The organism is Shewanella sp. 10N.286.51.B7, assembly GCF_002873615.1.
GTDB classification, from domain to species: Bacteria; Pseudomonadota; Gammaproteobacteria; order Enterobacterales; family Shewanellaceae; genus Shewanella; species Shewanella electrodiphila.
In genome coordinates this window covers 1-7,764 of the sequence record NZ_MCUF01000062.1, presented here as the reverse complement: position 1 = coordinate 7,764, position 7,764 = coordinate 1, and the positions used below count along the sequence as shown (strand labels likewise).

The window sequence follows — 7,764 nt, the reverse complement described above, 5'->3', positions numbered from 1 at the left end:
TAATGACTAATGACTAATAAAATTGTGTCAAAAAGTCCTAATTTATAAACCTTTAACCTCTAAATACTGTGCAGCCTCTTTCGCTGTTGCTGAAGCGAAGTTTGGCACATAACCCAAAAAGGACCACTCATTAATTCTGTTAAACTTGCTAAATTCTCTTTTATTTCGCTCATGTCTGCATCGACTTGATTCGCCACCCAGCCCGCAATTTTAAGTCCGTCTGCCACTGGAACAGCACCTCTTTATCTGTCCAGAGCTTCGCTTTTTCTGCGTCAACTTTTAACAGCACATATAAATGGTTACTCATCACTGCATAAGCACAAATATCAATCGCAAAAATGGTCGCCAATTCTACAATACATGAATCAACCCACTCTCGGCGATGCTAAAAATTTTTACCTGTCGATTTATCAAAACCACACAAAAACGCCTTACGTACCACACGCGAACAACAGTGGTAGTAAGGGGTATCTTCTAAGCTCACGAGGGTTTGTCTTGGTCTAGCCATCTTCAAATACCATTTTGAAAGGGTAAATAAAGCCTAGTTAAGCGGTGAATATTTAGCCAATTAGAATGGGTGGCCATATTATTTGCTAAAAGTGAGCTGTGAGATTAGAAAATGTATGGTAATAAATTAAATTTTACACTGACCCAACATATTCAAAAACCCCGATAATCAGCTAGACTATCGGGGTTTTATTATTTACAGCTTTCAGTTAAAGCTCAAATTAAAGTCTTATTCGACAGCAACAACCGCTTCAGATGTTGACGAATTATAAAGTGAAGCTGCATTATCTGTATCGAGTGAATCACCATCTGCATATTTCTCAAAGTCATCAGTGAACACTTCTGTTGTGCCAGCTGTATCAGAGTAGATTGTAAAGTTATCTACAGAGACAATACCAGTCGCTTCTCTTACACCTGAGTTATCACCAAACCTAACAGATACATGTGTAACACCGCCAAATGAGCTGTTATCAGGAGTAAAACCAGCAGCGACAAAACTCACACCATCTATTTCAACTGTAACTAATGGATTAACCGTAGTATCACCACCAGGGTATTCCCAAGTAACCACAACGTTCATAAATTGGTCAAGTACATGAGTAGCGACAGAAGTATCAACGTCACTTGGACTACGAACACTAAAACTGTCATCTTTGATACGAAGGTCTAAAATAGCCCCATCATTATTTGTATCAGAGTTAAACAACGTAATGAATGCATCTCCATCACCAAGGTCATCATCTAAACGTTTTATTGCAACTTCAAATCGACCTGCCGCTAATGGACCATTAGTATCAAGGGCATAACGTAACTCGCCCGTATCATCAGTTGTATCAGTAATTGCAGCAAATTTATTACCAGCCGTTCCAGGACCGCCCACAGGAGGAATCGTTTCTACTGTTGCTTCTGAGGTACTGCTATTATAAGGCGAAGCAGCATTATCAGTATCAAGCGAGTCGCCATCTGCATATTTCTCAAAGTCATCATTGAAAACTTCTGTTGTGCCCGCGGTATCAGCGAAGATAACTAAATCATCAACAGTAAACTTACCAGTAGCTGCTCTCACCCCACTATTGTCACCAAATCTAAAGGAAACATGAGTAACACCACCAAATGATTGGTTATCAGGAGTAAAACCTTCAGCAACAAAACTTACGCCATCCACTTCAACTGTAACCAATGGGTTAACCGCAGTATCATCACCAGGGTATTCCCAAGTAATAACTACATCCATGAATGTGTCTAACATAACCGTAGCGACTGACGCATCAATGTCACTTGGACTACGAACACCAAAACTGTCATCTTTGATACGTAGGTCTAAAATAGCACCATCATTATTTGTATTAGAGTTAAACAATGTAATGAATGCATCTCCATCACCAAGGTTATCGTCAAGACGCTTGACTTTTACCTCAACTCTACCAGCAGAAAGAGGTCCATTGTCGCCAAGTGCGTAACGAAGTTCTCCTGTATCGTCTGAGGTATCGATAATAACGGCAACATTGTTAGCACCTGTATTAACAACAATAGTACCTGTAATTGTGATTATTAATTCAGCAGTAGTACCATCAAAAGATTCAATGGTAAAGGTATCGATTTCATTATCACCCACAACAAGTGCAGCAATAGTAGGATCAGTGGTATCAAGGGTATAAGTCCATGAACCATCATCTAATATTGATAATGTACCGTATGTACCCATTAAGGATGACTGAACAATAGAATCTTCGCCACCATCTGGGTCAAGTACACTGACTACACCTGTTGCCGTTGCCTCATCACTTGCAATTCTTCCAGTTAAATCAAAAAATGCTGCTGGTGTATTTTCTTCTGTGCCATCGCCTACATCAAATACGATAACTTCTGAGTAAATAGCTAAGCCATACTTGCTGTCTGTACCATCTAAAGTTTCGCCTGCATCATAAACTTCAAAGTCATCTGAAAATATACTTGTTGTGCCAGCTGTATCTGAGAATACCTCGATGTTATCAACATAAAAAGAACCAAAAGGAATCGTTCTATCATTATCACCGAATCTAAATTGGATAGCTTTCACACCATCAGCGAACCACTGGTCTAAGCCTGTATAATCAGAGTCAACAACCGCTGCAGTAGAGAAAGAACCGCCACCAATCACTTCACCATCAATAGTCACGGTAATTTGATCTGTTGCGTCTAAGTCCCATGTGATTTCTACATCATAAAACTGGTCTTCAACAAATGGAGCAGTGATTAAACTTCCAGGGTAAGCGTCACTGTCAGTATTTCGAACAAAGAAACGTGGATCAATTATAGTGCCGTCGTCTCCAGTTTGAGTTCCTTGAATACGTAAATCCATTAACGATTCACTAGAACTACCAGAAGAACCATAAAGCGTAATATATGCATCTTTAATATTTCCATCACTACCAAGAGCAACCTCTTTAGAGAAAGATGCACTCAGCTTACCTTGACGAAGGTTATCAACGCTAAATCTGATCTCACCAGTATCGCCGCCTGTATCGCTTATTTTTACAACCTGAGTAAGCGAAGCAACACGAATATTAATTTCAGCAGTGGTACCATCAATAGAAACAATAGTGATTGAATCATTCACAGAATTACCTAACTCAAGGCTAGCCACAGTTTCGTTTGCAGTATTAACTGTGTACGACCAGCTACCGTTAGCGCTGATACTAAATGTACCATAATCAAGTGCTACATCAGTTTGCGCAACAAAAGCATCTTCTTCAAAGTTTGGATCAATAATGGTTAATGAACCAGTTAATGGAACCGTAGCAGTATTTTGAACAGTACCACCAAATTCACCTTCGATGATTGCAGCAACAGGGTCATTGTTATAACCCGCAGCCGCGCCAATGACGTCAAGTAACGCTTCATCAACTGAATCAGCAACTTGTGAAGTAGTTTGCAAATTAATTTGTGCTGTCTCAAGTGTATCTAAAGACTCTTCAGAAAAAGAACCATCAGCGACGTCACTAGCAAGATCTTCCATAACGGTAGATAAATCTGCGTCTGCGTTGTCTGCATCAACTTGTGATAGTAGCGCTAGCACAGAACCATATCTATCAGCATCTTCAGCACCATCAGCACCAAGTTCAACAATACCAACTAAAGTAGGAAGCACTTCTGTTGTATCAAAACGAATACCAAAACGAGCATTAATTATTTCAGCTTCGTCAGCAAACTGGTTTAAATCACTACCCGCGTTTTGAACAGCCATTTCGGTTAGCGGAGAAACAACATAAGTAGGTGGTGATACTAATACTTCCTCACCCATGTCATCTAAAACTGGATTCCCATCTTCATCAGTCTGAACACTATTTTCAACTACATTCACTACAGATCTTAGTTGAGGAGCATCTAAGGTTAAACCTGTTGATTCGTCCGTATAAGTACCGCCAGTACATGCAATTAAACCTGTACCTTCGAAGTGTACGTCGCTAAATGTAACACCACCTGAAACATCAGAGGTTGCAGCAGCTTGTGCAGGAAGAACCGCTGCACCACTATCATCAACTTCAAATATGTCACAAGTTGCACCATCAATAGGGCCCTTAATAATGCTAGCAGAAACATTTAAGGTTGGATTGATAGTAGGTGTAGATGCACCAACACCTTCGGTAAAACCTGCCTCATCAGTATAATTAGCAGAAACAGAAATGACTGAACCTTCATCGGCTTCAGTAATGGTGATGGATGTACCAATAACACCTGTTGACCATACGTAAGTAAGTGTATCAGCTATAATTCCGTCAGCATCAGTAGCTGCTGCAGAGATTGTTTCGCCAGCGATAAAATTGCTTCCGGTTATTGCTATACTACCGCGAGTATTTCCATCTAGTTCAGCACCGTCATCACCGCCACAACCTAATAGACCTGTCGCAATGATGAGCGGTATAAAGGATTTATTATTCATTTTTATGACTCCAAAAAAGATTCTTTTTCCAAATTTAGCTTGTTTTATTTAAGTACTAGACTTGGCTAGTACTTAAAGCTGACACCTGCAAACAGGCGAGGACCGTAATCACTTACTTGACCTAAGTTACCTTGGGTATAGAAGTCATCACTGCGAGGCTCACTAAACAAGTTAATTGCTGAAACTTTAATACGAACGTGTTGATTGATTTTGTAAGCAGCACGAGCTTCCCAAATACCTGCCTCATCAACATAACGCAGTCTTGTGCCGTTAGAAGTGTATGGTTGGAAGTATTCACTACGATACTTGTAGATAAGAGCAGTATCAAAACCGCCTATTTGATAGTAAATCTGTCCATTGAATACATGTTCAGAAAACCCAGGTACTGAGGCAGGAGGAACAATACCTACGGTATCCTGAATAGCAACACCATCTAAATCAGTAGTAAAGGTACTACCGTAGTTACTATCTTCAAACTCATAGGTTGTATCTGCATAGTTATAACCAAGCTTCACACCAATGCCTAAGTCCCAACGATAGGAGAATGTCGCTTCAAAACCATAAAGGTCACTATTTTCGTCAGTAGTGACTGAATTAGTAATAGGTAAAGAAACTTCCACACCGTCAACGATAAAATTCTCTAACTGTGTTTGCTGTTGGTAACCGCCATTGAATTGCTTGTAGTAAACACCTAACGCTACCATAGAGTCATCGCTTGGATACCATTCAAAAGCAGCGTCATAGTTCCATGACATTAATGGTTGAAGATCAGGATTACCTGAACCATTAACACCAACCAACAAATCTTCAACTGATTCAGGGTCATCCGAGTCATCGGTTACGAATGTGCGGCTATAACCTAGATCAGATGGATCTGCACGTGACATACCTCGGTAAATACCGGCCCTTAGGAGAATATCGTCACTATAATCAACGACTAAGTTAAAGCTTGGTAGTACTTCAGTGTAATCACCACCACCAACAATCTTTTCAATACTTCCGTCTGGTACTAATTCGACGATACCTGTCGCCGGATCAGTGACAACGTCGAAACCTTCTCTAAAGCCAATAGAGGTAATGTCAGAGTTCACTACACGAACACCAAAGTTACCACGAATAAATTTACCAAACATTTCAGTGTCGTAATTAAGCATGGCGTAAGCAGAGATAGTTTCTTCTGTTACGTCAATAGTACCCGCATTCTCGTATGTAACCTCTGGGTATGCGAATTCGCCGCCTTGTGATGCTGCTACTGCTTGAGAGAAACACTCGTTATTGTAAGTTGCCCACGAAGCGCCTGTACCGCTTTCTACAACATTACCTGAACTGTCAACATGGGTGATAATATCACCGTCAGAAACACTAGATAAAAAATCAGTCTCAGGGAAGGCTATTTGGCAACCTTCAAGTACGTCGATGGCCGATGTTGCAGATTCATCTAAATTAAATGTAGTTCTTGAGCCATTACCGTTCGTGCCACCAAATTGAACAAATGTTAGCTCAGAAACGCGAACGCCAGCTTGAACGCTACTGAAAAAATCACCGTCTAGAATATAATCAATATCAAGGCGTGCACCCATAATTTCGTTGTCGCGGACATTTTCTCTGTCGATACGAGTACGAAGGCTATCAGTAAAATTGGAAATATCAGTCACATCAAAATCAGTAACTGTGAAATGAGGAATATGTTCACCTAAATCCCAAGAAAAGAAAGGACGAGAGCTCGTTCTTCCTCGGTTTGTTATTTGTAGTTCTTCACGGCTAGTTTTAGAATAGCCAAGGTCAAGACTAATCTTTAGATCATCAGAGAAAAAATGTTCAACGTTCAAGCCATATCCACGATAATTTTCTTCACGCGAAAATTGCTCGCCCGCAGATTCGATACGTTCTTCACCTTCCCAATGTAGAATACCGCCAACATCGTTTGTGATCAGGTTTTGTCCCGTTACACCCGGTGTAACGCGCTTTTGTAAGAAAATTAAATCATGACGCGCTTCTGCTTGGGTACGATCTGAAATTTGCGCGTCAAAATTGATATCCCATTTATTTGAGGGTTGGTATTGTAGAGCAAAGAATAAAGCATCTCTTTCATCAGATGTTTCATTTTGACGGAAGCTTCGGCTTGAGCCAGTCCATGCGTATTCTCTGCCATCATCTACTGCAAGACCTGTTTCTGGATCAATTTCATTATTATAACCTTGGTTATTTGAGCCAACAATTTCATCTTCACAATCGCCCGCTTCACTGCGGAAAAAGCCAGTATTGGTATCGGTTGGATCATTCAAACATGCCCACAAAGACGAACCCGTTGGGCTGGAGCTTCTATATTCAGCTTCTGGCTGGCTAATATCTTGACGCTGCAAACCTACACTCAAACCAAATGCTTGACCGTTATCAAACTCAAATTGATCAACATAACTTAGTGTTCCACGGTAGCCCAAATCACCTTGAAGTGAATTGTCAACGTTTGCTTGGTCTGGGTTGTAGTTACCTTTTACTTCAGCCTGAAAACGTTGCTTACCAAAATCTAAAGGCTTAAGTGTCTCCAGGGTAATAACACCGGCAACCCCACCTTCAATCATGGAAGCGTCTTGTGTTTTATAAATAGCTACTTTCTGCATCAACTCTGATGGGAACTGAGAAAAGTTAACTGAACGGTCACCACTACCATTGGTCGCTTCACGGCCATTGATGTTAGTGGCACTTAAGAATGGGCCTAAACCACGAATACTGATTTCAGTAGCACCACCATTTTCACGGTGAGATGATGCACCAGTTAATGTTTCTAGCGCCTCACCAATTGAAAGTGCAGGTAAATCACCAATATCTGAAGCAGATAACCCGTCAACAACCGTGGTAGAGTCACGCTTTATTGCAATTTGGTCTTGAATTGTTCTACGTGTACCAGTAACTACAACAACTTCTATATCATCATCAACTTTATCTAGATTTTCAGTTTCTGCTTCTTGTGCTATTGCCGAAAATGCAAAAGAACTGGTTAAAGAAGTAAATGCAGCAAGCTTCATCCATTTTGCTATAGGTGAAAGCTTGAACTTCCCTATTTTATGGATGGGTTTTGTTTTTTTACTTATTTTCGTCGACATACCGTACTTCCCCTTAGTATTTTAATAAGCATGTTAATGCCATATATTGGTATATTTTTTATTGCTAGCAGGTTACTGCCATTAAAGTCTTATATTTATTATTGCAAGCAGATTACTGCCATTAAATTCTTATATTTATTATTGCAATCAGGTTACTGCTATTAAATTCTTATATTTAAATTAGAGTTATATTAATTTCAACAGACGAAACCCAAACAAAAGTTTTAACCT

Annotated in this window: 3 protein-coding genes and 1 pseudogene; all 4 read right to left on the bottom strand. The window is 40.1% G+C overall.

Translation table 11 applies throughout. The features are described from left to right. Window positions 1-59: 59 nt before the first annotated feature. Complete coding sequence (locus BCU84_RS20745) at window positions 60-227, bottom strand: hypothetical protein (protein ID WP_157936237.1); 168 nt, start codon at window positions 225-227, stop codon at window positions 60-62. Continuing rightward, window positions 224-508: pseudogene (locus BCU84_RS21040) on the bottom strand (transposase); the annotation flags it as partial. The pseudogene BCU84_RS21040 and the gene BCU84_RS20745, both read right to left, overlap by 4 nt. A 228-nt stretch (window positions 509-736) precedes the next feature. Further along, window positions 737-4,429 (bottom strand): VCBS domain-containing protein, encoded by a 3,693-nt coding sequence (locus tag BCU84_RS16970; protein ID WP_102529261.1) that lies wholly within the window; start codon window positions 4,427-4,429, stop codon window positions 737-739. 65 nt (window positions 4,430-4,494) lie between these two features. After that, complete coding sequence (locus tag BCU84_RS16965) at window positions 4,495-7,533, bottom strand: TonB-dependent receptor (RefSeq protein ID WP_102529260.1); 3,039 nt, start codon at window positions 7,531-7,533, stop codon at window positions 4,495-4,497. Between the last annotated feature and the right edge of the window lie 231 nt (window positions 7,534-7,764).

Bases quoted from the DNA above. Each gene is read 5' to 3' on its own strand.
- BCU84_RS16970 (WP_102529261.1), bottom strand. From the start codon at position 4,429: ATGAATAATAAATCCTTTATACCGCTCATCATTGCGACAGGTCTATTA.
- BCU84_RS16965 (WP_102529260.1), bottom strand. From the start codon at position 7,533: ATGTCGACGAAAATAAGTAAAAAAACAAAACCCATCCATAAAATAGGG.